We start from the raw sequence: 21174 nt of genomic DNA, 5'->3' as shown, positions 1-21174 counted from the left end.
ACGAGCGCGAAAGGCGGCCTCGCGGGCCGCCTTTCAATGTCACCTTCGGGCGCGCGCTTTCAGCCCAGCTTTCATGCCAGCTTTCAGCCCAGCGGCACCACGCTGCCCAGCAGGATCCGCACGAGCGTGGCCTGGCGCGTCACGCCGGTCTTCGAGAAGATCGAGCGCAGATGGGCGCGCGCCGTGTTCTTGCTGATGCCCAGTTCCTCGGCGGCTTCTTCGAGCGTGAGGCCGTTGGTGAGCAGCAGCGCGAGCGAGGTCTCGGCGGGCGTGAGGTCGAACAGCTTGCGCACGATCTCCTGCGAGCGCTGCGACTTGCGGTCGGGGTCGCGCAGGAACAGCACGGTCGCGGGACGGCGGCGGTTGTCCTCCGACCAGTCGGACAGCGGCACCGTGCGCACCAGCACGCCCAGCTTCGGCCGGTCGCCGCTGCGCGTCACGGGCATCGCTTCCACCAGCGGCCCGGCGGTGCCGAAGTGGCCCATCATCGCGTGACGGATCAGCCGTTGCAGCGTGCGGTTTTCGTGGCTGTCGGTCGCTTCGACATGGCCTTGCGCGAGGCGCAGGCCGTCGGTTTCCGCGAGGATTTCGTCGGCGACGCTATTGGTGCTCATGATCGCGCCGCTTTCGTCTAGCGTGACCGTGCCCACCAGCATGCGGTCGATGGCGCTCGCGTAGAGCGTGCGCTCCGACTCCACCACGTCCAGACGCGAATGCAGTTCCACCGCGCGGCGCAGATGCGGCAGCAGCAACGCGCAAAACGCCTTGTCGCGCGCGGAAAAATGCGCAGTGCCATGTTTGCGGCACACACGAAAGCGGCACTCCACGCCGGTCTCCGTGCGCAGGTCGGCACCCATGATGTAGCGCACGTCGGCGGGCTGCAGAAACTGCTTGTAAAGCTCGCTCGACAGCCAGCCGGTTTCGCCGAACACCTCGTCCACGGTCACGACACGCTCGGCGGGCAGGCCCACGAACGGATCGAGCGAATAGTAATAGTCGTTGTACGACGCGTCGTTGGGCGCGCCCGCGCCTTCGGCGGCATGCACCATCAGGCCACGCCGGTCGCTTGACGGCGAGCGCAGGATCAACGTGGTGTAGGTCGCGTCCAGGTGGACGCGGATCAGTTCCAGAGCGGCCTTCCAGGGCACCGTTTCAAGCGGCCCCTGGTAAATGCGCGCAAGCAGCGCGCTGAACTGCGCAACGTCGATGCCCGCCACGGCACTCGCGTCCTGGCCCTCTTCCGGGGCCCATCTCGTCTCCATCAACACGGTCTCCGTCCTCCATGCCGCCTGCTCGTCGCCATTTTTGCGACGGCCAACTTTACGGGGCTGTCATGCGAACGGCATCGGGAGATTCCCCTGGCCGGTGCATCGCCCCACGTCTCCTGCGCCTCATGACCGGGCGCTTGCTGTCCGGGGCGGCGTGTGTGAAATCACCTGCGCCGCCCCGTTCCAGACATTACGCCGATTGGCCCGCCGGCCCCTCGTCTGATCGGACGATGCTGCCGCCGCGCCGAAACGCTCCAATGCGCTCAACGGCGGGTTCCGTCGCCGGTTTTTCGCGCCCTTAGTGCATTTAGCGCCTTTAGCGCCCTTTTTCATTCATTTCCAAGGAGAAACCCGCATGGCGCTCGATCCCCAGGCTGCCGCGCTGCTCGCCTCGCTGGCTGGTGCGCCCGCGCCCGCCGCGCCCGATTACGCGCGGCTCGACGCCGCCAGCTATCGCGCCGCGCTCGCTGCGGGCGTCGCCGCAAGCGCCTTCGCTCCCGGCGACGCCATCGCCGCCGAGCACGACCTGACGTTCCCAGGCGAAGCTGGGCCCATCGCCGCGCGTCTGTATCGTCCGATCAATGCCGAAGGCGCGGCGCTGCCGCTCACCGTGTTCTTCCACGGCGGTGGCTTCGTGGCCTGCGGAATCGACACGCACGCCAATATCTGCCGCACGCTCGCGGCGCGCGCCCGCACGCTCGTGCTTTCCGTCGACTACCGGCTCGCGCCCGAGGCACGCTTCCCGGCTGCCGCGCACGATGCGCTCGCCGCCGTGCGCTGGGCCGCCGCGAACGCCGCGCAACTGGGCGCACGTCCCGGCGCGCTGGCCGTGGCCGGTGACAGCGCGGGCGGCAATCTCGCCGCCGTCTGCGCCCAGCAATTGCGTACCGAAGCGGGTAGCGTCGCGATCGCGCATCAACTGCTGCTCTATCCCGTGCTCGACTGCTCGCACGAGCACCCTTCATACGAAACCTGGGGCCAGGGTTACCTGCTCGATAGAGGCTTGATGCGCTGGTTCAAGGATCAGTACTTCGGCGCCGATGAAGGCAGCACCGACCGCGCCGCGCCGCTCGCGAGTCCGCTCGGAACGGAACATCTCGCTGACGTTGCGCCCGCAACCATCATCAGCGCCGAATGCGATCCCTTGCGCGACGAAGCCGAATACTACGCCGCGCGTCTCGCCCAGGCAGGCGTGGCTGCGACGCTCGTGCGCTGGCCGGGCCAGATGCACGGTTTCGCCAGCCTGCTGGGCGTGCTCGATGCCGCCGACGCCGCGCTCGACTTCGGCGCACGCGCCCTGCGCGCCGCGCTTCACCGCTGATTTCGCCATGACCGACACGCTCAAGATCACGCACGCCGACGGCGTGGCTACCGTCACCTTCAATCGCCCCGGCGCGCTCAACGCGCTCAACGACGCCATGGCCGTCGAACTCTGCGCGCAGCTCGAACGCCTCACGCAGGATCGCTCAGTGCGGGCCATCGTGCTGACCGGTGCGGGCCGCGCGTTCATGGCGGGCGGCGACGTGGCGTCCATGCGCGCCGCGCTCGAATTGCCCGAAGCCCGTCGCACGCGCGCCATCGGCAAGCTCGTGCGCCACGCGCAGCTTGCGGTCGCCACCATCGCGCGCTCGCCCAAGCCGGTCATGGCGAGCGTGAACGGCGTGGCGGCGGGCTTTGGTCTCGCCCTGGTCGCCGCGTGCGACGTGGCCATCGCCGCCGACAATGCCACGTTCACGTCCGCGTACAACCGCCTGGGCGCGTCACCCGACGGCGGCTCGACCTTCACGCTGCCGCGCTTGCTGGGTGCGCGCGTGGCTGCGCAATGGCTCTATCTCGACGACAGCCACAGCGCCGCCGACGCCCTGCGCGTGGGCCTCGTGAACTGGGTCGTGCCCGCCGCCGGGCTGGCCGCCGCCACGCGCGAGCGGGCGGCGCGCCTGGCCGACCTGTCGCCGGTCGCGTTCTCGCACACCAAGCACCTGATCGCCGATGCACCGGCCCGCTCGCTCGACGCGCAACTGCTCGCCGAGCAGCGCGGCTTTCTTGCCTGCGCCTCGCAACCCGACTTCCGCGAAGGCAGCCGCGCCTTTGCCGAACGCCGCGCGCCGCAGTTCGTTGCGCGCACCACCATCGACATCGAGGAGCCCACCGCATGAAACTGGCCGATACCGACACCATCGTCGCGGAGCTGCGCGCGGGCCGCATGGTGATCCTCGTCGACGAGGAAGACCGCGAAAACGAGGGCGATCTCGTGATCGCCGCCGACTGCGTGACGCCCGACGCCATCAACTTCATGGCCCGCCACGCGCGCGGCCTGATCTGTCTCACGCTGAGCGCCAACCACGCCGCGCACCTGCAACTCGCACCGATGAGCACGCGCAACGGCACGCAGTACGGCACGGCCTTCACGGTGAGCATCGAAGCGGCGCACGGCGTGACGACGGGCATCAGCGCCGCCGACCGCGCCCACACGATCCGCACCGCCATTGCGTCCGGCGTGCGCGCCGATCACCTGGTGCAGCCGGGCCATGTATTCCCGATCGTCGCGCGCGACGGCGGCGTGCTGGTGCGCGCGGGCCACACCGAGGCGGGCTGCGACCTCACCGCGCTCGCGGGCCTCACGCCCGCCGCCGTGATCTGCGAAGTGATGAACGACGACGGCACGATGGCGCGCCTGCCCGAGTTGAAGCGCTTCGCGCAGGAACACGGCCTGAAGATCGGCACCATTGCCGACCTGATCCGCTATCGCAGCGAGCGCGAATCGCTGGTCGAGCGCGTGGGCGCGCGCTCGCTCGATACCGCGTGGGGGCCGTTCGAAGCGATCCAGTATCGCGACCGCGTGAGCGGCGCGGCGCATCTGGCGCTCATGCGTGGCCAGCCCGAGGCCGATGTGCCGACGCTCGTGCGGGTTCAGGAGCGCGGCTCGCTGCTCGACCTGCTCGATGCCCAGCCGGACGCGCACGCACACGTCCAGGCGCTGCATGCGGCGCTCGCGCGTATCGATGCGTGCGGGCGCGGCGTGGCCGTGCTGCTCGATTGCAGCATGCAGGCGCCACGCGAGGCACCTTCGGCGTCGGTATCGGGCAAGCGGCACTACGGCATCGGCTCGCAGATCCTGCGCGACCTTGGGCTACGCCGGCTCAATGTGCTGTCCAGTCCGCTGAAGTTGCCCGCGCTGTCCGGCCACGGCCTGGAGATCAGCGCGTTCATTCCGCTGGGCGACCTGCCCGATATCGCCGATATCACAGATGTCGCCGGTGATGTCGCTACGCAGGCTGTCGATGCCATTCGCGCCGCTGCGTTCGCAACGTTTGACGCCCGTCCGCTGGTGGAAGCCTGATCTTCACTTTGAACCTCACGGAACACATCACCATGGCCAACTATGTCGCCCTCGTCACCGGCGCCTCGCGCGGCGCGGGCAAGGGCATCGCACTCGCCCTGGGCGCGACCGGCGCCACCGTCTACGTGACGGGCCGCTCGCAAAAGGAAGGCGATGCGCCGCTGCCCGGCACCATTCACGCGACCGCGGCCGCAATCGACCAACTGGGCGGGCGCGGCATCGCGCTGCCCTGCGATCACGCGGATGACGCCCAGGTCGAAGCCGTATTCGCCCGCATTCGCGCGGAGCAAGGCCGCATCGACGTGCTCGTCAACAACGCGACGGTGCTGCACGACGACTTGATCCGCCCTGCGCCGTTCTGGGAAAAGCCGCTGGAAATGGCCGATATTCTCGACGTGGGCCTGCGTTCGGCCTATGTCGCGAGCTGGCATGCGGCGCGCATGATGGCGGCGCAACGCGACGGGCTGATCGCATTCACGTCATCGTTTGGCGCGAGCTGCTATATGCATGGCGCGGCTTATGGCGCGCAGAAAGTGGGCGTGGACAAGTTCGCCAAGGACATGGCCGTCGACTTGCGGCCATTCGGCGTGGCGGCGGTGTCGATCTGGATGGGCATGCTGCAAACCGAGCGCACTGCGCGCGTGATCGCCGCGCATCCCGATCAGTACACAGGATTCAGCGAGCTTGCGGAAAGCCCGCAATTTACGGGGCGGCTGGTCGATGCGCTCTATCGCGATCCACAACGCGCGCAAAAATCCGGGCTCGTGCTGGTAGGCGCGGAACTGGCGCGCGAATATGGCATCACGGATATCGACGGCCGCCAGCCGCCTTCGCATCGCGAGCAACTGGGCGGCCCGGTGCAGGCGCATCCGGCCATCGTCGCCTGACGCTTTTATGCGGGAGCGCGGCTTCGTGCGTGGTGCATGAATTCAATGGTAGGCTGCGCGCATGACGACTCTCGCTCCTTCCGCGCTGGCTACGTTGCGCGCATCGTGTGACGCGTGCTTCGGCACGCCCGCTGTCTGGCCGTTGATCGACAGCGCCTACCGCGAGCCGCAGCGCTTCTATCACACGCTCGCGCATCTGGACGAACTGTTCGCGCATCTCGCGCCGTTTCGCGGCGAGGCGCTCTGGCCCGCGATCGAACTGGCTGTCTGGGGCCACGATGTGGTCTACGCCACTACGTTGCCCGATTACGCGGACAACGAAGCGCATAGCGCGGAATGGCTGCTGCGCACCGCGCAAACGCATTGCTCCGGCGCATGGTTGCACACGCATGCATCGCATCTGGCGTTGGCCGGGCAATGGATACGCGCAACCAGATCGCATAAGCTGCCGCCCGAATGCACGCGCGATCCTGAGCAACGGCGCGCCGCCCTGCTCTTTCTCGACGCCGACCTGGCGATCCTGGCCGCGCCGCTCGAACGCCTGATGGACTACGATCGCGGCATTGCGCAGGAATGGGCGCAGGATCCCGACCATCCCGCCGAAGTCTTCCGCGCCGGGCGTCTGCAGGCGCTCAGGCACCTGCGCGAGCACACGCCTTTGTTTCATAGCGATGAATTCGCGCCACTCGACGCGCTTGCCCGCACGAATCTCGATGCGTTGATCGCGCGATACAGCATCCATCAGTAATACCAGGCATTCGGCTTTCGATGCGCAGCGCATCGTTGCTTGTTCGAGAATTCGTCCGGTGGCATTATTTGGCGCACACGAATTCAAGAACCTATCCATCATGGCGTCAGCCAGACAACAACGTCGTCATCAGGAACACGTGCAGGCCGTGCAAACGCCGAGGCCGGTTCCCCTCCAGATCGTCGCGCCGCCCGTTCCCGAAGCCCCCACGCGCATGCTCCCGTTGCCCGCGCGCTGCGCGCAGCCGCTCACGCGCGTCGAAGGCGTGCCTGACCTGTTGACGACGCGCCTGGTCAGCGCCCTGATGCTGCTGTTCTGCGCGGGCTTCGGCGTGGGACTCGCGTGGGCCATTGCCATCGACAAGACCATCACGGTGGGCCCCGTGCTCGGCTTGCTGCTGCTGTTGCTCTATGCGGTGCTCGTCTGGATGGGCGCCATCGCCGTCGACGCCCTGGTTCACGCAGGCGCCTGGTTCGTGGTCGACGAAACGGGCTTCCGCTATGGCTTCGGCAAACGACAAGGCGCCGCGCGCACCGCCGTCGAAACGCGGGTCGACTGGCAGAATATCGTCGTCAATCCGCGCGAGCGCTACGACGTCTCCACGGACTTCGCCACGCGCCAGGCGCTCGTCAAGAACCTGCTGCTGTGGCAGCGCAAGCCCTCCGGCGACGTCGTGCAGACGAGCCTGCGTCTGGGCCTTGCGGGCAACGACGTGCTGTGCCTGCGCTTTCATAATCGCGCCGAAGTCGTCACCGCGATTCTCGCCGGTCTTGCGCGCCGTCCCGGACTGCGTTTCGATTCCGAGGTGTTTGTCGATGCGGGCGTCAATCCGGAAACGTTCGCGCCGATGAAGAGCCCGCGCCGCATTGAATACACGCTCATCATCGCCTGCTGCCTTGCCATGTTCGCCTTCATCTACCGGTTCGCCGAAACGCTGCCGGCTTGGCTGCTGTTCGCCGGCAGCTTCGGCATTGTGGCTGGCGGATGCGGCGTGGTGGCGTTCGCGTGGCAGCGGCGCTATCCCGGACTGACCGGCACGATCGGCTACAGCAACGCGCCCGAGTCGACATCCGCAGTGACACCCGAGTTGACACCTGAGTTGACGCCCGAATTGACCTGACGCCCTCCGCCGCATGCCGATGGTAGGATTTGCGCCACTTCCTACGTATTCGGGTTTCACATGCCGCGCGAAAACTTCAACGACCTGCTGGCCTTTCTCGCCATCGCGCGCGAACGCAGCTTCACGCGGGCGGCAGCGCAGTTGGGCGTCTCGCAATCGGCGCTCAGCCACACGATACGCGCGCTGGAGACGCGCCTGGGCTTGCGCCTGCTTACGCGCACCACGCGCAGCGTCGCCACGACCGAAGCCGGCGAGCGACTGTTCCAGGCAATTGCGCCGCGCTTTGAACAGATCGACACGGAGCTTGCTGCGCTCGCCGACCTGCGTGACAAGCCTGCGGGCACGATCCGCATTACGGCGACCGACCATACCGTCGATACCGTAATCTGGCCCAGGCTCAAGGATTTTCTACCCGCGTATCCGGACATCAAAGTCGAAATCAGCGTGGATTACGGGCTGCGCGATATCGTGGCCGACCGCTTCGACATTGGCGTGCGCACCGGCGACCAGGTCGCGAAAGACATGATCGCCGTGCGGATCGCGCCCGACCTGAAAATGGCGATTGTCGGCGCACCGGCTTACCTCGCAAAACGCAAGGCGCCCAAAACGCCGCAAGACCTGCTCCAGCACGACTGCATCACGCTGCGCCTGACGAGCGCGGGCGGCCTGTATGCGTGGGAACTGAAGAAGGACGACCACGATTTGCAGGTGCGCGTGGACGGCCAGCTTATTTTCAACACCATTCCGCAGATGCTCAATGCAGCGCTGGGCGGGTTTGGCCTGGCCTTCATGCCCGAGGACGTCGCGCTGCCTTATATTCGCGCGGGCCAGCTCAAAAGCGTGCTCAAGGACTGGTGGCCCGTGTTCCCCGGCTATCACGCGTATTACCCGAGCCGGCGACAATCGTCGCGCGCGCTCGGGCTGGTGATCGACGCCTTGCGCTATCGCGGCAAGGCGTGATTCAAGCGTGAATCTGCGCTTGAATGGCTAGAACGAACGGCTAGAACGCCAGTCGGCCTTCGACCGGATAGTTCGGGTCTGTATAGCCCGGCGTCGACACATGACCAGGCGGCACGAGGCTGTCGATGAAGCGCTCGTCTTCGGCGCTGAGCTTGAAGTCGAGCGCCTGCATATAGCTGTCCCAATGCGCTTCGGTGCGCGGCCCCGCAATCGTCGAACTGACGAGCCGGTTGTTGAGCACCCACGCCAGCGCAAATGCAATCGGGTTCGTGCCGCGCTGCGCGGCATAGTCCGCGATACGCTGCGCGATATGCAGCGACTCCGTGCGCCATTCGGTTTGCTGGATGCGGCGGTCGCCACGTCCCGCGCGGCTGTCGGCGGGCGGCGGCGCATCGGGCGTGTACTTGCCGGTGAGCACGCCGCGTGCGAGCGGGCTGTACGGCACCACGCCCAGACCATAATGCGCGGCAGCGGGCAACTGCTCGACCTCGGCGCTGCGGTCGACGATGTTGTAGAGCGGCTCGCTCGCCACCGGGCGGTCGATGCCCAGCTGGTCGGCAATGCGCGCGACCTCCGCAATACGCCAGGCACGGAAATTCGACAGCCCGAAATAGCGCACCTTGCCCTGGCGGATCAGGTCGCCCACGGCGCGCACGCCTTCTTCGAGCGGCAGGTCAGGCAAGGCCCGATGGAAATACAGCACGTCGATATAGTCGGTGCCCAGGCGCTTGAGGCTCTCGTCCACGCTCTGGAAGATCCACTTGCGCGACTGCCCCTGTTTGTTCGGCCCTTGTGTGGGGCCAGCGGGGTAACCGAACTTGGTCGCCACGACCCAGTCGTCCCGATGCGCCGCGATGGCGCGGCCCACGATTTCCTCGGAACGGCCCGCGTGATAGACGTCGGCGGTATCGACGAAATTCACGCCTTGATCGAAGGCTTTATCGATGATGCGCTTCGCGGTGGCTTCATCGGTTTCGCCACCGAACATCATGGCGCCAAGGCACAACGGCGAGACCTTCAGGCCGCTGCGGCCGAGATTGCGGTAATCCATATGCTGTTACTCCGGGTAGCTGCGCGTCGAAACGACGGCCAGATCGCATTAGATAACAGATACACGCCGGGATAAAGACGCTGAATCGGCATGCTTTCATGAATAATGTTCATTAATTATTGCTCGTTATTTAATTCGGCATCCTGCTTATTTATGTTGTGTCGTTATGAAATCGCTCTCGCTCACAACGAGATTTACCGCCCCTGCTTTTCGCCTCGCAAACAAAGGCGCAGAATGGAGCGAGCGCATGAAACCGCCGTAAGCACGCATTTCCCACACTCTGGGCGACTACACAAAAAACCAGGAGACGAGATGGACGACAAGCTTGTTGCGAACGCTTCTGCTTCTTCTGCTGCATCGAACTCGACACGTGCGAACTTTCGCTGGCACGTGCTCACGTGGCTGCTGATCGGCGGCATCATCAACTATCTCGACCGCGCGAATCTTGCGATTGCCGCACCCGGCATGATCCACGATCTGGGGCTCACGCGCACGCAGATCGGCCTGCTCGGCACCGTCTTTTCGTGGACTTACGCGGTCATGCAATTGCCCGCGGGCTGGATCATCGACCGCTTTGGCGCCAAGCGCGTCTACGCGATCGGCATGATCTGGTGGAGCGTGGCGACCTTGCTGACGGGGGTGGTGGGGTCGGTCGCGGGGCTCGTGCTCATGCGCGTGTTGCTGGCCGTCGGCGAGGCGCCGTGCTGGCCCACCTCGGCGAAAATCACGGCCGCCTGGTTTCCCGCCAAGGAGCGCGGCTTCGCGACCGGCATCTGGGATTCCTCCTCGAAATGGGGCCCCGCGCTCGCGCCTGCCGTGCTGGTGGCGTTGATGATTGCGTTCGGCTGGCGCTCGCTGTTTCATGTGACGGGCGCGCTCGGCATCGTCTTCGCGGCGCTGTTTCTGCTGCTCTATCGCAATCCGTCGCAAAGCCAGCGGCTGTCGCGCGAAGAATTCGCCTATATCGAAGCGGGCGGCGGCGGCCATGAACACTCGCTCGACAGCGCGCCTATCAAATGGCGCGCGCTGTTCGCCTCGCAAAGCGTGTGGGGCATGATCCTCGGCTATTTCTGCGCGATCTGGCTCTGGAACCTCTTTCTGGTGTTCCTGCCGCTGTACCTGATCGACCGCTTTCATATCTCGCTCGTGCAACTGGGTCTTTACGCCAGCATTCCGTGGTTTGGCGGCGCGGTGGGCGAGATCGTCGCGGGCTTCATTGCGGCGAAGCTGGTCGATCGCGGCGTTGCCTCGCCGATGGTCGCCAAGCGCGTGTTGATCGTGATTTGTTCGCTGGGCGCGGCACTGTGCGCGATCGCGCTGCCTTTCGTGCAGACGATCGGCGCGACGATCACGCTGATGACGCTCGGCCTTGCCTGCATTGCGGCGACCATCGGCAATGCGTGGGCGCTCGCGGGCGATATCGCGCCGCGTTCGATGATTGCTTCAGTGAGCGCGATCCAGAACTTTGGCGGCTATTTTGGCGGCGCATTCTCGCCTGTCGCGGCGGGGTTCATCGTCGATCGCACCGGCTCGTACACGCTCGCGTTCGTGATCGGCGGTGCCATTGCGGGCTGCGCGGCGCTGTTCTACTGGGGCATGGCGCGCCGCGCCGTCGCGCCGGAGCCTGCGCGCTGAGCCCTTGTTCGCGGCGTCCTGACCTTATACTGCCCAGCTCCAGTAGAAAACACGGCGGCGCGCCTCCCGTGCGCGTCGCCCGCAATAAGAAAGGAAAGCCAAGGATGGGACCGTATGTGGACGCCGTGCCGTCGGCGGAATCGCTGCCTGCACGCGCGGATGTCGTGATCGTCGGCGGGGGCATCATCGGGGTATCGGCGGCGTGGCATCTGGCTTCGCAAGGCGTGAGCGTCGTGCTCTGCGAGAAGGGCCATGTGGCCGGCGAGCAGTCGAGCCGCAACTGGGGCTGGTGCCGCCAGGCAGGCCGCGACATGCGCGAAATGCCGCTTATTACCGAGAGCATGCGCCACTGGCGCGCAATGGCCGAAACCGTGGGCGCGGACGTGGGCTTTCGCGAGTGCGGCGTGCTGTATATCGGCGAATCCGAACAGGACGAGGCCGGCTTCCAGCAGTGGTTCGACGATGCGGCAGGCTACGACACCGGCGCGCAAATGCTGCGCGGCGCCGATCTCGCGAAGCTGCTGCCCGGCGCTTCGCGTTCGTTCCGCGCGGGCCTTTTCGTGCCGACCGATGGCCGCGCCGAACCGCAACGCGCCGCGCCCGCCCTCGCCCGTGCTGCACAGGCGCGCGGCGCGACTATCGTGGCGCATTGCTCGGTACGCGCGCTCGAACGCTCTGCGGGCCGCGTCTCGGGCGTGGTGACGAGCCGTGGACGTATTGGCTGCGATGCGGTGATTCTTGCAGGCGGCGCGTGGTCAAGCCTCTTTTGCGCGCACGAGGGCGTGCGCCTGCCGCAACTGAAAGTGCTGGGCACGGTGCTGCGCACGTCGCCGGTCGAGAACGGGCCGCCTACCTGCGGCTGGCTTGGCGACATTGGCTATCGCAAGCGCCTGGACGGCGGCTATACGATCGGCTACAGCGGCCATCGCTACACGCCGGTCAGCCCCGACGGCCTGCGTTTTCTCCGCGAATATACGCCGCTGCTCAAGCAGAGCTGGCGCTCGATCCGTCCGCGTTTCGACGCTGCGGCGTTTCGTGAATTCCGTGACCGGCCAGGCTGGAACGCAAATGAACGCAGTCCGTTCGAGCGCACCCGCACCATGGATCCCGCACCGTCGCAACGCGGCGTGGCGGCAGCGATGGCCAGCATGTCGCGGCTGTTTCCTGCTTTCAAGGATGCGCAGGTCGTGCAGGAATGGGCCTGCTATATGGACGTCACGCCCGACATCATTCCATATATCGGTGCGTGCGCAACGGTTCCTGGCCTGACCGTGGCCACGGGATTCTCGGGTCACGGTTTTGGCATTGGCCCGGCTGCGGGTCGCGCCGCCGCCGACATCGCCATCGGCCGCGATGCGGGCGTGGATCTCGCGCCGTTCTCGCTCGGGCGCTTCGCGCCTGGCATGCCGATCGTGCCGGGCGGCGAGATTTGACGGGTCGCTTCAATAGCTGAATTCATATGAAAGGCGGTGCTACATTTCGGCGCACCGCCTTTTTTCTTTCGTAGCAGCCAATTCACCCATGCAGTGCGCGATCCGGAAAATCATACGCACGCCATTTATTTCGGCATCCATATCAATTGCCGGATCTGACGTAATGTGACGCTTTTATAGGCATATTTCACTCGACTGCAATTCATAATGTTCGATCCCTATGGTAGACGCGCTTTATTGATTGCTCTATACTCGGTTCAACTTCATTACAAAACGCACGATCTTGTGCGGAACGGAATGCAAGTTCGCGCTTCATTGCCCGTCACTTTGCGCGCCTCCGTTTCGCCACCTCCAGGGAGCCTCCGGCTCCTGCGGCCTTGAGATCCGGTTCAGTACCGGTTTCCACCGCATTCATGTCGTCTTTTATCAGGACGACGCCTTGCCCGGGCACGCTTTTCGCTACGCCGGGCTGAACATGACAACCAGACGAACGCCCTAACGCGTTCACTCGACTGCCGGCTGCGCCCTTTTGCGGCTGGCAAGGACTGTTTCCGTCAGTTCAATCGCGGCCTTGCCGGGATCACGAACTTCCTTTCGCGGCGCCATCTGGCGTCTTCGCGGCGCGTCGTCTTTTGGTTTTGCGCGCCGCACCGAGTTTGAGGAGGCGTATCTTCATGAATCGACGTACTGTCCAGGTAGTGGGCAGCCTGATCGCTATTGCCGTCATCGCCTGGGCGCTAGCCCGCGGCATTGGCGCCGATACTTTCAACAGCCATGCGGGCGATCTCGCGTATTACGCGGGTCAGCACATGCTGCTGGTCGGCTATTCGATGGTGCTGGCCATCCTCGTCGGCGTGCCTGCCGGCGTGCTGCTCAGCCGGCCGCGCTTTCAGCGCCGGGCCGAACGCTTCATGCAGATTTTCAACATAGGCAATACGATTCCCTCGCTCGCCGTCCTGGCGATTGCGCTGGGTATTTTCGGCATCGGCAATATTCCGGCAATCGTTGCGCTATTCCTTGCTTCGCTGCTGCCGATCACGCGCAATAGCTACGAAGGCGTGAAGAACGTGCCCGCGTCGCTGCGCGAGGCCGCCAAGGGCATTGGCATGACGGGCTGGCAGTCGCTCACGCGCGTCGAGCTGCCCCATGCCCTGCCGATCATCGTGGGCGGCATCCGCACCGCGCTGGCGATCAATGTGGGCACGGCGCCGCTGGCCTACCTGATTGGCGCGGACAGCCTCGGCTCGCTGATCTTTCCGGGCATCTATCTCGACAACGAACCGCTGCTGTTGCTGGGCGCCGCATTCACGGCGATTCTCGCGCTCCTGCTCGACGGCATCGTCGCGACCGGCAGTCGTCAATGGCTCCTTCGTCATGGAGGCGTCGCATGATCTTTAGCAGTACGATTCGACGCTTCGCCAGTGTGTGCGCCATCGGCGTATTCTGTGCCGCTGCCAGCAGCAGTGCCTTCGCCGCCAAAATCGTGCTGGGTGCGAAGAACTTCACTGAGCAATACGTGCTGGCCGAAGTCACGGCGCAATATCTGCGCTCGCGCGGCTACGACGTGGAAGTGCGTTCGGGCCTGGGCAGCACGCTCATGCGCAGCGCGCTGGAGAACGGCCAGTTCGATCTCGTGTGGGACTACACGGGCACGGCCGCACTGGTCTACGACAAGATCACCGACAAGCTCGGCCCCGAGGAGATGTACCAGCGCGTGAAGGCGCTCGATGCGCCACGCGGTCTCGTCTGGCTCAACGCTTCGTCGCTCAACGACACCTATGCGCTGGGGCTGCCCAGCCAGTTCGCCGAACAGTCGGGCATCAAGACGGTTTCGCAGCTCGCGGACTACCTGAAGACGAACCCTGAAGCGAAGCACATGGTGTTCGGCATGGATGCCGAATTCGCCAATCGTCCCGATGGCCTCAAGCCCCTGCTGGAGACCTACGGCATGCACTTCAAGCGCTCGCAGATGAAGCAGATGGATCCCGGCCTCGTCTATACGGCGCTGCATAACAACCAGTTGAAGATCGGCCTCGTCTACACCACTGACGGGCGCGTGAAGGGCTTCGGCATCGTGCCGCTCGACGACGACAAGCATTTCTTCCCGCCGTACAACGCGGTGCCGGTCGTGCGCAAGAGTGCGCTCGACCAGAACCCCAAGCTGGCCGCGCAGCTCAACGCGCTGTCCGCCGCGCTCAACAACGAGGTGATGCAGGACATGAACAAGGCCGTGGATCTGGACGGAAAGCCGCCGCGCGAAGTCGCGCAGGATTTCCTGCGCGCGCATCCCCTGCCTTGAAGGAGACCGTATGAGCGTATTCGACTATCTCGCTTCAAGCTGGCCCGACCTGTTGCAGCTTACGTTGCAGCATATTTACCTTGTCGGCATTGCCGTGGGCTGCGCGATCATCGTGGGCGTGCCGCTCGGCGTGCTCATCAACCGCAACGAGTGGCTCGCGGGGCCGCTGCTCGGCATCGCGACCGTCGTGCTCACGCTGCCGTCCATCGCGCTGTTCGGACTGATGATTCCGTTCTTTTCGCGCTTCGGCCAGGGGATCGGCGCGGTGCCTGCGATTACCGCCGTGTTTCTCTATTCGCTGCTGCCCATCATGCGCAACACGTACCTCGCGCTGCACAACGTGGATGCGGGCATCAAGGAAGCGGGCACGGGCATCGGCATGACGTCCTGGCAGCGTTTGCGCCTCGTCGACCTGCCGCTCGCAGTGCCCGTGATTCTCGCGGGCGTACGCACCGCCGTGGTGATGAATATTGGCGTGATGACGATCGCCGCCGTGATCGGCGCGGGCGGGCTCGGCACGCTGATCCTGCGCGCAATCGGCCAGAGCAGCATGATGAAGCTGCTGGTCGGCGCGGTGCTCGTGAGTATCGTCGCCATCGTAGCTGACCTGCTGTTGCAGATGCTTCAGCGCGCATTGACACCGAAAGGAGTACAGAAGACATGATCGAACTCGACCAACTGACCAAGACCTTCACACAGAAGGACGGCCAGCCCGTGAAGGCGGTCGATGCAGTGAGCCTTTCGGTTCAGGAAGGGGAAATCTGCGTGTTTCTCGGCCCTTCTGGCTGCGGCAAGACCACCACGCTGAAGATGATCAACCGGCTCATCGAGCCGACTTCTGGCCGTGTGCTGATCAATAACGAGGACACCACCGGCCTCAATGAAGTCGACCTGCGCCGCCATATCGGCTATGTGATCCAGCAGATCGGACTGTTCCCGAACATGACGATCGAGGAAAACATCACGGTCGTTCCGCGTCTGCTGGGCTGGGACAAGAAGCGCTGCGCGGAACGCGCCAAAGAGCTGATGTCGATGGTCGCGCTCGACCCGAAGCAATACCTGAAGCGCTATCCGCGTGAGCTGTCGGGCGGCCAGCAACAGCGTATTGGCGTGATTCGCGCGCTTGCCGCCGATCCGCCGGTGTTGCTGATGGACGAGCCGTTCGGCGCGGTCGACCCGATCAATCGCGAGACCATCCAGAACGAGTTCTTCCAGATGCAGCGCCAGTTGAAGAAGACCGTCATCATGGTGAGCCACGATATCGACGAAGCGATCAAGCTTGGCGATCGCATCGCTGTATTCCGGCGCGGCCAGCTCGTGCAGTTCGACCATCCCGACACGCTGCTCGCGCGCCCACGCGATGAATTCGTCGCGCAGTTCGTGGGCCAGGACAGCACGCTCAAGCGCTTGCTGCTCGTGAAGGCCGGCGATGCCGCCACCCAGCCGGAGACGGCGCGCAAGGAGACGCCGCTCACGCATGCGTTTGCGGTGATGGATGAAACGGACAATCGCTACCTGACTGTCCTCGACGAGGCGGGTCATGCGCTCGGCTTCGTGACGCGGCGTGCGGCGCGTGCGGGCGACGGCGTGTGCGGCGAGCGCGTGACGCCCTTCCCGGCCAGCGTTTCCGCTGACGATAACCTGCGCGTGGTGCTCTCGAAGATGTACCAGTTCAGCGCGTCGTGGATGCCCGTGCTCGATGCCGACGGCGCCTACGTGGGCGAGATCACGCAGGACTCGATTGCCGCCTACCTGAGTTCGGGCCGCTCGCGCCAGCAGAGCGGCCAGCCGCCGGGTGCCGCGATCAAGCTTGCACACGCAACGGTTTGACGCGAAATAGGCAACCGGACACGGCGGCGCCTGCCTTCAGGCGCCGCCGTGATTTCTTAAGCGTTTCCTAAGTTGCATCCGCGCATAATCGAGGCTTGCCAACCGGCCGCAACCCGCGGCGCCACGAGCCTCAGTCATGAAACGCCTCTACCAGCATCGCGGCCACGCGATCGACGTCAGCGTCGAAGCCCAATGCCCCGCCTACCCCACGCAGGACAATCCCGCCGCCACGCCCGATTACATCGCTATCCTGACGATTTATCCTGACGAATCGAACGCCACGCCGATGCTCGGCCCGCTGCGCGTCGTTCGCACGACGGAACGTGCTTTCGCGTCCGAAGCTGAAGCGTTGATGGGGGGATTTAGCGAGGGTCGCCGCCTTGTCGACAGGCAAATCGAAAGCGACGAAAGTGTGTTGCAGGACGCGACGTAAGGGTCGCGACATAAGGCTCACCAGCGCGAGCGCGACTCCATTGCGTCGATCGTGTCAGTGTGAGCGTGCCGCTCGAAGCGCCGCGCGACCAGCACCATCAGCGCCACGACGGCGATCACGCCATAGCGAAAACCCGGAGTCGCGAAATCATGCTGTGGCACACGCAACCATTCGATCGAAACAAATACTGCTGCCTGAATCACCATCGCCGTGACGGCAATAACGGCAAGATCCGCGTGTAGCTGGGCGAAGATCGGCGGCTTCATGGCGGGGTTGACTCCATTACGCGGGAACGGCACGCCGATGTTAGCGAAGCCTCGCTGAAGAGAAGCTTAAGCGCCGTGCATCGGCGTGTCCCGAGTAATACCGCTTATTACTGAAAGCAAGCTGTTGGCCGTCTGTAGCCTTTGTCTTTACGCCACAAGGAATCGTTGCGCGAGCCTCACCCACGCGGCCGCGCCAAGCGGCAGCACCTGGTCATTAAAATCGTAACCGGGGTTGTGCACCATGCAGCCACCGAATTCGCCTTCGCCATTACCTAGTAGCAGATAGCAGCCTGGCACTTCCTTGAGCATCCACGCGAAGTCTTCGCTGCCGTTCAAGCCCTTCGGCGCTTGCACAACGACGTTCTCCGCACCCACCAGTTCCGTGCAAACCTGTTGCGCCAGCAACGTTTCCTGCGGCGTGTTCACCATCGGCGGCGTGAGCTGGCGATAGTCGATCTGGGCCTCGACGCCGTGCGCCTGCGCCGTCGCTGTGACGATCTCGCACACGCGCTGCTCCACGAGCTCGCGCGTTTCCGGACGCGCCGCGCGAATATTCAGGCCCAGCGTGACCGTTTCCGGAATCACGTTATGCGTGGCCCCGCCGCGAATGAAGCCGACCGAAACGACCGCCGTATCGTCGGGCGCGACGGTGCGCGCCACGACCGTCTGCAATGCGGTGACGATGGCCGCCGCCGCAACGATGGGATCCTTCACCCGATGCGGCATTGCGCCGTGACCACCCACGCCCTTGAGCGTCACGTCCGCCACGTCCGACGAAAGGCTGACCGATCCCTCCAGCACGCGGAACGTTCCAGCAGGCACACCGGGCATGTTGTGCAGTCCGTACACGGCGTCGCACGGGAAGCGCTCGAACAGGCCATCGTCGATCATCGCTTTCGCGCCGCACAGATTTTCCTCGTCGGGCTGGAAGATCAGGTTGAGCGTGCCATTGAAGTCGCGCTGCTGCGCGAGACGCTTCGCCGCCGCCAGCAGGATCGCGGTGTGGCCGTCGTGGCCGCACGCGTGCATCTTTCCGGCGTTCTGGCTCGCATACGGCAGGCCGGTGTTCTCGACGATGGGCAGCGCATCCATGTCCGCGCGTATGCCCAGGCGCTTCGTGCCGTCGCCTACTTTCAACTGTCCCACCACGCCGCTGCGGCCGACGCCCGTATGCACCTCGTAACCCCATTTTTCCAGCAGCATCGCGACGAGCTTTGCGGTAGCGCCCACCTCGAAACCTAATTCGGGCTGCGAATGAATCTGACGCCGTATGCCGACGAATTCCTCGGCGTCGATCTGGATTTCAGGCAGCAGCGTAGGCAGCAACTGGAACGGGGTGAGCGTAGGTTCGCGCTTCATGTGGGGTGCTCCTCCTTGTATGTCTCGATGGTTTTAGCTGACACGGCGTTCGCGGATGCTCCACACGGCGAGCAAGGTCACGACGCCGCACGCCAGCATGTAAAACGCCGGTGCGAGCGGATTGCCGGTTTTCGCGATCAGCCATGTGACGATGAACTGCGAGCTGCCGCCGAATACCGTCACGCCGACGCTATAGATCACGGACAGCCCGCTTGCGCGCACCGAGGTCGGCAGCATCTCCATCAGCACGAGCAGCATGGGCGTGGAGCCCAGGTTGGACGCAGCCGTGAGAATCACCGAAAGCAGCAGCACGAGCGGCACGCTGGGAAAGCGCGTCATGAGCCAGAATGCAGGCACCACGGCCAGCAGGTTGAACGCGAGCGCGCCCATCACGAGCGGCTTGCGGTGCGTGAGACGATCGGCCAGGCGCCCGGAGACGAGCGAGGCGATCAGCATGGTGACGCCCGTCGCGCATCCCGAGAGCAACGAGAGCGAAGGCGGCATCTTGAGGACGCGGATCATGTAGGTCGGCATGAAGAACACGACCAAGTACATGCCGACGGTGCCCGCCGTCACCGCAAGAATGCCCTTGACCACCTTGCCGCCATGCTCGCGCATCAGCGTGCCGAGCGGGCTGGGCGCGTCGGGTTCGGCTTCATGCGTTTCGTCGAGTTTCGAGCGGATATAGAGGCCCACCGGGGCGATCAGCAGGCCGCCGATAAACGGCAGGCGCCAGCCCCAGCTTTCCAGCGCGGCGGGCGTGAGCGTCGCATAGAGCGTGGCGCCCGTGAGCGCGCCGAGCAGCGCGGAAATCCCTTGACTGCCGAGTTGCCAGCTCACGCGGAATCCGCGCTTCGCGACCGGCCCGGACTCCATCAGCATGGACGTGGACGCGCCAATCTCGCCACCCAGCGAAAAACCCTGCAAAAGGCGGCCCGCCAGCAGCACGAGCGACCCGGCCACGCCGGCTTGTGCGTAAGTGGGCGCAAGCGCGATGCATAGCGTGCCGACCACCATCAGCGCGATGGTCAGTGTCATCGCGGCCTTGCGGCCACGCCGGTCGGCGTAGCTGCCGATCACGACGCCGCCCAGCGGACGCATCACAAAGCCGATGCCGAAGGTGGCCACTGCTAGCAGCAGCGAGCCATACGGGTTATCGGAGGGAAAGAAGAGTCTGCCGATCAGAAGCGCGAAGAAACTGTAGACGGTGAAGTCGTACATTTCGAGCGCATTGCCGATCGAGCACGCGGCGATCAGGCGAAACTGGCTCTGGCGCGCCGGCGCAGGGATCGCGGCGGCGGCAGGGCCGAGCGTAACGTCATTCATGGCGGATCTCCGCGGGCAAGGTTGAACGTCGCGTTCGTGCGAGGCGGGGTGCGCAAAAGACCTGGCGCCAAACGATATTCAGGCCATGTCGCTTTTTGAAAGAAGTGACAAATATTTATCGTGATAACTGGATGGAATCGGTGTGCGAACCGGGGGATATCTGGGGCGACGAGAAGCGGCTGTCGAGGAGCGGGCCGCGCCGCTGGCGAAACGCTGGAAGCCGCGCCAGCTATGGCATGGCGGCGCGCCAGTCCGGCGGCCTCCTGCGCTTTTGGGCCGCCGCTTCGCATACATGACCTTGCACGTCAATAGATGTTTTTCTTCCATCCAGCGTCGCTGTTCGTCGCTATCGCTGGCGCGACGGCGCAAACGCACAACCAGCCGAAGACTCGACGGCTCAACCGCGATTTAAAGGCGCATCGAATCACCTTTAAAACATTAAATCGGGGAATAATGTAAATTCCCAAAGCGTTTAACATCCAGACCGATTAGCAGCTTTAAAGCAATGAGAAAGCATTCAATACGAGCGTTGGCACTACCTGTCCTGATCGGTTTGCTGGGTATGTCTGGCGCACAAGGCGCGCTGGCTGACTCGCAATCAGACTATGAGGATTGTTTGCTCAGCAGCTTGCGCGACAGCCGCAACGAGGCGACGTCGCAGATTATCAAGCGCTCATGCTATGCGCTCTACCAGAACGGCGAGATGCTCCTGCCACGCGAGAGGAATTACCATCTTTGCATCTTGCAGAACCTGCCCGGCGCGCGCGAGCCCACTGCGATTTCGCAGATCCTGTCTATTTGCTCGCGCCGCGGGCAGTTGTGAGCTTGACCGTAAGTTCAGCAGTAAGCTCAACGCGCCGTCACTTCGCCCCACTCGCACCCTGCGCTTCGGCGGCCTTTTCCTTGTCTTTCTTCTTCGCTTCATGATGGCCAATGGCGCAGCCGCCCGCTGCGCCAACCACCGCATGATGACCGGCCACGTGGCCGACCACGCCGCCCGCTGCGGCGCCCTTCAAACACCCTTCCGCCAGTGCCGGTTGGGCAATCACGGCCAGACAGCCCGCTATCGCAATAGCACACCCTATTGAACGCATTTTTGGCCTCCTCGAATAGATTAATGCCTGCTTTGCCTTGCGTTATCGCGAGGCCATTACCGCAAGGCCTATACCCGAGGCCGCGCAATTGCCGCTCAAAATGCCGTTTCGCCACTCAATATTTA

20 protein-coding genes and 1 pseudogene are annotated in these 21174 nt (G+C 64.4%); 15 read left to right on the top strand and 6 right to left on the bottom strand.

The window, feature by feature from the left end:
- Positions 1 to 83: 83 nt before the first annotated feature.
- Complete coding sequence (locus BBA01S_RS33160; RefSeq protein ID WP_027820193.1) at positions 84 to 1262, bottom strand: helix-turn-helix transcriptional regulator; 1179 nt, start codon at positions 1260 to 1262, stop codon at positions 84 to 86.
- Positions 1263 to 1623: 361 nt separating this feature from the next.
- Between BBA01S_RS33160 and BBA01S_RS33155 the strand changes: the two genes are divergently transcribed.
- The 7 genes and pseudogenes from BBA01S_RS33155 (at position 1624) to BBA01S_RS33125 (ending at position 8323) form a co-directional block, all read left to right on the top strand.
- The gene (locus BBA01S_RS33155) at positions 1624 to 2589 is read left to right on the top strand and encodes an alpha/beta hydrolase (RefSeq protein ID WP_027820192.1); all 966 of its coding nucleotides are present in this window, start codon (positions 1624 to 1626) and stop codon (positions 2587 to 2589) included.
- Complete coding sequence (locus BBA01S_RS33150; protein WP_052392009.1) at positions 2528 to 3424, top strand: enoyl-CoA hydratase/isomerase family protein; 897 nt, start codon at positions 2528 to 2530, stop codon at positions 3422 to 3424. Before BBA01S_RS33155 ends, BBA01S_RS33150 begins: the two co-directional genes overlap by 62 nt.
- Positions 3421 to 4491: pseudogene (ribBA, locus tag BBA01S_RS43890) on the top strand (bifunctional 3,4-dihydroxy-2-butanone-4-phosphate synthase/GTP cyclohydrolase II); the annotation flags it as partial. The gene BBA01S_RS33150 and the pseudogene ribBA, both read left to right, overlap by 4 nt.
- Before the next feature lie 149 nt (positions 4492 to 4640).
- Positions 4641 to 5495 carry an SDR family NAD(P)-dependent oxidoreductase gene (locus tag BBA01S_RS33140; protein WP_027820190.1) on the top strand — a complete coding sequence of 285 codons (855 nt, stop codon included), beginning with the start codon at positions 4641 to 4643 and terminating at the stop codon, positions 5493 to 5495.
- A 61-nt stretch (positions 5496 to 5556) separates the two neighbouring features.
- Entirely contained in the window at positions 5557 to 6243 is a 687-nt protein-coding gene (locus BBA01S_RS33135; protein WP_027820189.1) for an HD domain-containing protein, read from the top strand.
- 100 nt (positions 6244 to 6343) lie between these two features.
- On the top strand, positions 6344 to 7363 hold the full coding sequence (locus BBA01S_RS33130) for a hypothetical protein (RefSeq protein ID WP_027820188.1): 1020 nt from the start codon (positions 6344 to 6346) through the stop codon (positions 7361 to 7363).
- Between the two features lie 60 nt (positions 7364 to 7423).
- A complete protein-coding gene (locus tag BBA01S_RS33125; RefSeq protein WP_027820187.1) occupies positions 7424 to 8323 on the top strand; it encodes a LysR family transcriptional regulator in 900 nt (299 codons plus the stop codon).
- Between the two features lie 40 nt (positions 8324 to 8363).
- Here BBA01S_RS33125 and BBA01S_RS33120 read toward each other — a convergent pair whose 3' ends face one another.
- Positions 8364 to 9374, bottom strand: a complete 1011-nt coding sequence (locus BBA01S_RS33120; RefSeq protein ID WP_027820186.1) for an aldo/keto reductase — start codon at positions 9372 to 9374, stop codon at positions 8364 to 8366.
- A 312-nt stretch (positions 9375 to 9686) separates the two neighbouring features.
- Between BBA01S_RS33120 and BBA01S_RS33115 the strand changes: the two genes are divergently transcribed.
- The 7 genes from BBA01S_RS33115 to BBA01S_RS33085 all read left to right on the top strand — a co-directional run bounded on the left by BBA01S_RS33115 (position 9687) and on the right by BBA01S_RS33085 (position 17004).
- The gene (locus BBA01S_RS33115; RefSeq protein ID WP_027820185.1) at positions 9687 to 11009 is read left to right on the top strand and encodes an MFS transporter; all 1323 of its coding nucleotides are present in this window, start codon (positions 9687 to 9689) and stop codon (positions 11007 to 11009) included.
- 104 nt (positions 11010 to 11113) lie between these two features.
- A complete protein-coding gene (locus BBA01S_RS33110; protein WP_027820184.1) occupies positions 11114 to 12442 on the top strand; it encodes an NAD(P)/FAD-dependent oxidoreductase in 1329 nt (442 codons plus the stop codon).
- Positions 12443 to 13116: 674 nt separating this feature from the next.
- Entirely contained in the window at positions 13117 to 13833 is a 717-nt protein-coding gene (locus BBA01S_RS33105; protein ID WP_027820183.1) for an ABC transporter permease, read from the top strand.
- Positions 13830 to 14741 (top strand): glycine betaine ABC transporter substrate-binding protein, encoded by a 912-nt coding sequence (locus BBA01S_RS33100; RefSeq protein WP_027820182.1) that lies wholly within the window; start codon positions 13830 to 13832, stop codon positions 14739 to 14741. The genes BBA01S_RS33105 and BBA01S_RS33100 overlap by 4 nt, the downstream gene beginning before the upstream one ends.
- Before the next feature lie 10 nt (positions 14742 to 14751).
- Positions 14752 to 15405, top strand: a complete 654-nt coding sequence (locus BBA01S_RS33095) for an ABC transporter permease (RefSeq protein WP_027820181.1) — start codon at positions 14752 to 14754, stop codon at positions 15403 to 15405.
- On the top strand, positions 15402 to 16571 hold the full coding sequence (locus tag BBA01S_RS33090; protein ID WP_027820180.1) for an osmoprotectant ABC transporter ATP-binding protein OsmV: 1170 nt from the start codon (positions 15402 to 15404) through the stop codon (positions 16569 to 16571). Before BBA01S_RS33095 ends, BBA01S_RS33090 begins: the two co-directional genes overlap by 4 nt.
- 136 nt (positions 16572 to 16707) lie before the next feature.
- On the top strand, positions 16708 to 17004 hold the full coding sequence (locus BBA01S_RS33085; protein ID WP_027820179.1) for a hypothetical protein: 297 nt from the start codon (positions 16708 to 16710) through the stop codon (positions 17002 to 17004).
- A 17-nt stretch (positions 17005 to 17021) separates the two neighbouring features.
- Here BBA01S_RS33085 and BBA01S_RS33080 read toward each other — a convergent pair whose 3' ends face one another.
- The 3 genes from BBA01S_RS33080 to BBA01S_RS33070 form a co-directional block, all read right to left on the bottom strand.
- Positions 17022 to 17270, bottom strand: a complete 249-nt coding sequence (locus BBA01S_RS33080; RefSeq protein ID WP_027820178.1) for a hypothetical protein — start codon at positions 17268 to 17270, stop codon at positions 17022 to 17024.
- A gap of 147 nt (positions 17271 to 17417) precedes the next feature.
- Positions 17418 to 18629, bottom strand: coding sequence for a M20 aminoacylase family protein (locus tag BBA01S_RS33075; RefSeq protein ID WP_027820177.1), 1212 nt, complete (start codon positions 18627 to 18629; stop codon positions 17418 to 17420).
- A 33-nt stretch (positions 18630 to 18662) separates the two neighbouring features.
- Positions 18663 to 19955, bottom strand: coding sequence for an MFS transporter (locus tag BBA01S_RS33070; RefSeq protein WP_027820176.1), 1293 nt, complete (start codon positions 19953 to 19955; stop codon positions 18663 to 18665).
- Positions 19956 to 20460: 505 nt separating this feature from the next.
- Between BBA01S_RS33070 and BBA01S_RS33060 the strand changes: the two genes are divergently transcribed.
- Positions 20461 to 20778 carry a VF_A0006 family four-cysteine protein gene (locus BBA01S_RS33060; protein ID WP_042298320.1) on the top strand — a complete coding sequence of 106 codons (318 nt, stop codon included), beginning with the start codon at positions 20461 to 20463 and terminating at the stop codon, positions 20776 to 20778.
- Between the two features lie 37 nt (positions 20779 to 20815).
- Here BBA01S_RS33060 and BBA01S_RS33055 read toward each other — a convergent pair whose 3' ends face one another.
- Positions 20816 to 21049, bottom strand: coding sequence for a hypothetical protein (locus BBA01S_RS33055; protein WP_042298319.1), 234 nt, complete (start codon positions 21047 to 21049; stop codon positions 20816 to 20818).
- Positions 21050 to 21174 lie beyond the last annotated feature (125 nt).

Source organism: Paraburkholderia bannensis NBRC 103871 (assembly GCF_000685015.1).
In the GTDB taxonomy this organism is placed as follows: Bacteria; Pseudomonadota; Gammaproteobacteria; order Burkholderiales; family Burkholderiaceae; genus Paraburkholderia; species Paraburkholderia bannensis.
This window is presented reverse-complemented; position numbering and strand designations above follow the sequence as displayed.

What these genes read in the sequence shown, in the direction of transcription:
- BBA01S_RS33070 (WP_027820176.1), bottom strand. Translation starts at nt 19,955, where the DNA reads ATGAATGACGTTACGCTCGGCCCTGCCGCCGCCGCGATCCCTGCGCCG.
- BBA01S_RS33140 (WP_027820190.1), top strand. Translation starts at nt 4,641, where the DNA reads ATGGCCAACTATGTCGCCCTCGTCACCGGCGCCTCGCGCGGCGCGGGC.
- BBA01S_RS33120 (WP_027820186.1), bottom strand. Translation starts at nt 9,374, where the DNA reads ATGGATTACCGCAATCTCGGCCGCAGCGGCCTGAAGGTCTCGCCGTTG.
- BBA01S_RS33155 (WP_027820192.1), top strand. Translation starts at nt 1,624, where the DNA reads ATGGCGCTCGATCCCCAGGCTGCCGCGCTGCTCGCCTCGCTGGCTGGT.
- BBA01S_RS33080 (WP_027820178.1), bottom strand. Translation starts at nt 17,270, where the DNA reads ATGAAGCCGCCGATCTTCGCCCAGCTACACGCGGATCTTGCCGTTATT.
- BBA01S_RS33130 (WP_027820188.1), top strand. Translation starts at nt 6,344, where the DNA reads ATGGCGTCAGCCAGACAACAACGTCGTCATCAGGAACACGTGCAGGCC.
- BBA01S_RS33105 (WP_027820183.1), top strand. Translation starts at nt 13,117, where the DNA reads ATGAATCGACGTACTGTCCAGGTAGTGGGCAGCCTGATCGCTATTGCC.
- BBA01S_RS33115 (WP_027820185.1), top strand. Translation starts at nt 9,687, where the DNA reads ATGGACGACAAGCTTGTTGCGAACGCTTCTGCTTCTTCTGCTGCATCG.
- BBA01S_RS33055 (WP_042298319.1), bottom strand. Translation starts at nt 21,049, where the DNA reads ATGCGTTCAATAGGGTGTGCTATTGCGATAGCGGGCTGTCTGGCCGTG.
- BBA01S_RS33135 (WP_027820189.1), top strand. Translation starts at nt 5,557, where the DNA reads ATGACGACTCTCGCTCCTTCCGCGCTGGCTACGTTGCGCGCATCGTGT.
- BBA01S_RS33110 (WP_027820184.1), top strand. Translation starts at nt 11,114, where the DNA reads ATGGGACCGTATGTGGACGCCGTGCCGTCGGCGGAATCGCTGCCTGCA.
- BBA01S_RS33085 (WP_027820179.1), top strand. Translation starts at nt 16,708, where the DNA reads ATGAAACGCCTCTACCAGCATCGCGGCCACGCGATCGACGTCAGCGTC.
- BBA01S_RS33075 (WP_027820177.1), bottom strand. Translation starts at nt 18,629, where the DNA reads ATGAAGCGCGAACCTACGCTCACCCCGTTCCAGTTGCTGCCTACGCTG.
- BBA01S_RS33160 (WP_027820193.1), bottom strand. Translation starts at nt 1,262, where the DNA reads ATGGAGACGAGATGGGCCCCGGAAGAGGGCCAGGACGCGAGTGCCGTG.
- BBA01S_RS33060 (WP_042298320.1), top strand. Translation starts at nt 20,461, where the DNA reads ATGAGAAAGCATTCAATACGAGCGTTGGCACTACCTGTCCTGATCGGT.
- BBA01S_RS33150 (WP_052392009.1), top strand. Translation starts at nt 2,528, where the DNA reads ATGCCGCCGACGCCGCGCTCGACTTCGGCGCACGCGCCCTGCGCGCCG.
- BBA01S_RS33090 (WP_027820180.1), top strand. Translation starts at nt 15,402, where the DNA reads ATGATCGAACTCGACCAACTGACCAAGACCTTCACACAGAAGGACGGC.
- BBA01S_RS33100 (WP_027820182.1), top strand. Translation starts at nt 13,830, where the DNA reads ATGATCTTTAGCAGTACGATTCGACGCTTCGCCAGTGTGTGCGCCATC.
- BBA01S_RS33095 (WP_027820181.1), top strand. Translation starts at nt 14,752, where the DNA reads ATGAGCGTATTCGACTATCTCGCTTCAAGCTGGCCCGACCTGTTGCAG.
- BBA01S_RS33125 (WP_027820187.1), top strand. Translation starts at nt 7,424, where the DNA reads ATGCCGCGCGAAAACTTCAACGACCTGCTGGCCTTTCTCGCCATCGCG.